2 protein-coding genes are annotated in these 1836 nt (G+C 54.1%); both read left to right on the plus strand.

What is annotated here, in order from left to right; genetic code table 11:
- The first annotated feature begins 270 nt into the window (after positions 1-270).
- Positions 271-1044 (plus strand): RNA-guided endonuclease InsQ/TnpB family protein, encoded by a 774-nt coding sequence (locus tag NW838_RS15270; RefSeq protein ID WP_414428331.1) that lies wholly within the window; start codon positions 271-273, stop codon positions 1042-1044.
- Between the two features lie 115 nt (positions 1045-1159).
- Positions 1160-1618, plus strand: coding sequence for an RNA-guided endonuclease InsQ/TnpB family protein (locus tag NW838_RS15275; protein WP_414428332.1), 459 nt, complete (start codon positions 1160-1162; stop codon positions 1616-1618).
- The last annotated feature ends 218 nt before the right edge of the window (positions 1619-1836 follow it).

Genomic DNA, 1836 nt, shown 5'->3' on the forward strand with positions numbered 1-1836 from the left:
AGGGTCAGCTCTGTGGTGAGGTCGCCGTGCCCCAGGTCTTCCCACAGCCAAGCGCAAAGGGTCTCCTCTGGTAAGTAAACTTCTTCCATTTTCGGTTTGGTTTTAGCTAGACCGGCGGGAAGCCCCGCCCTCCGTTAGTGACTAGTGACTAGTGGCTGGTCACTATCCACTCACCACTATCCAGGGTGAGGGTCGGGATGAGAGGCAAGGACACGATGCTTCGTCCTTACTGGTGCTATGACCGGCGTAGCAGGATTTTATACCCTCATCATGAGAACTGCTTACCAGTATCGCTTACGCCCTACTTCTAGCCAAGTTGCTCTGATGGACCAATGGCTAGACTTGTTACGCAAGCAGTACAACTACCGCTTGGCAGAGCGCTTTGCGTGGTGGGAACACAATCGCTGTGATATCAATGCTTGTCCCTTAATCTGTCACTTGCCTGAGCTGAAAGACAAGCCCGATTTCTACTCCCAAAAACGGGACTTGGTGAAGACGAAAGCCCTGTTTCCGCAGTACAGAGCCATCCATTCGCAAGTCCTGCAAAACTGCATAGAGCGAGTGCACAAAGCATTCGACCGCTGGCTGAAGGGGGACGGTAACGGCAAGCGGGCAGGGAAACCCAGATTCAAGGGAGTTGGGCGGTATCGCTCCTTCAGTTTCCCCCAGATGAAACAAGACTGCATTTGCGGGCAGTTTATCCATCTGCCCAAAATCGGTGCTGTTCGGATAATTCAGCACCGTCCTTTGCCTGAGGGCTTTGTGATTAAGACCGCTACCATCACCCGCAAGGCAGACGGGTGGTATGTGACCTTGAGCCTGCAAGATTCGTCCGTCCCTGAGTTTACTCCTGAGTCTGCAACGCTGGAAAACACTACAGGGATCGACGTGGGACTGGACTCCTTTTTGGTGACCGATGCGGGGGAGTCTGTTCCAGTTCCCCAGTACTATCGCAAGGCAGAGCTCAGGCTCAAGAGGTTGCAGCGAGCCTTGTCTCGCGAGAAGAAGGGGTCAAACCGCCTATGGCTAGTGACTAGTGGATAGTGACCAGTGGATAGTGAATAGTGACTATCCACTAACCACTATCCACTAACCACTATCTCAGCGCAAAGATTTTCATGACAAAACAGCGAACTGGCTGGTAAGCAAAGGCAAGCATATTGGGTACGAAGCCCTGAATATCAAAGGTGTTGCTAGAACCCGACTAGCAAAATCTACCTATGATGCTGGGTGGGGACAATTTCTGCAAATGCTGGCAGTCAAGGCTGAAAGAGCTGGGCTGAGGGCGATTGCAGTGAATCCCAACGGCAGCAGTCAAAACTGCTCTCGGTGTGGTCAAAGAGTACCGAAAGCGATTCAAGACAGGTGGCATTCTTGTTCCCATTGTGGGCTAGAACTAGAGCGCGACCACCATGCGGCCATCAACATCAAGCACAGGGCGGTGGGGCATCCCGTTCTTTTCGCGTCAGCGGGACGTAGTCCTCAAGCGCAGGAAACGTCCTTTTCGCGCCAGCGGCGCGGAGCGCTAACCGGAGTCACTGTTCGCGTCAGCGGGACGGAGTCCTTGAAGCCCGCACTCTCTCGCTTTAGCGGCGCGGAGCGCTTTGCATCAACATGAGTGCGGGAGTATGTCACTTAAAATGACTACACCAGTCTTGTTCAGCACCAATCTATTGGGTTAGCGCAACACCAGGGCTAGAGCAGTCCCTTGGGATCCCGTCTCGACCAACCGCAAGTCCCCCCCGTGGGCCTGCAGGATGCGCCTGGCGATATATAGCCCCAGACCTCCTGAGCCGGTTGGGTAGTGGTGGCCGGCAATGTGAATGGGCTGGGTCA

The organism is Synechococcus sp. R55.2, assembly GCF_047462075.1.
GTDB lineage: Bacteria > Cyanobacteriota > Cyanobacteriia > Thermostichales > Thermostichaceae > Thermostichus.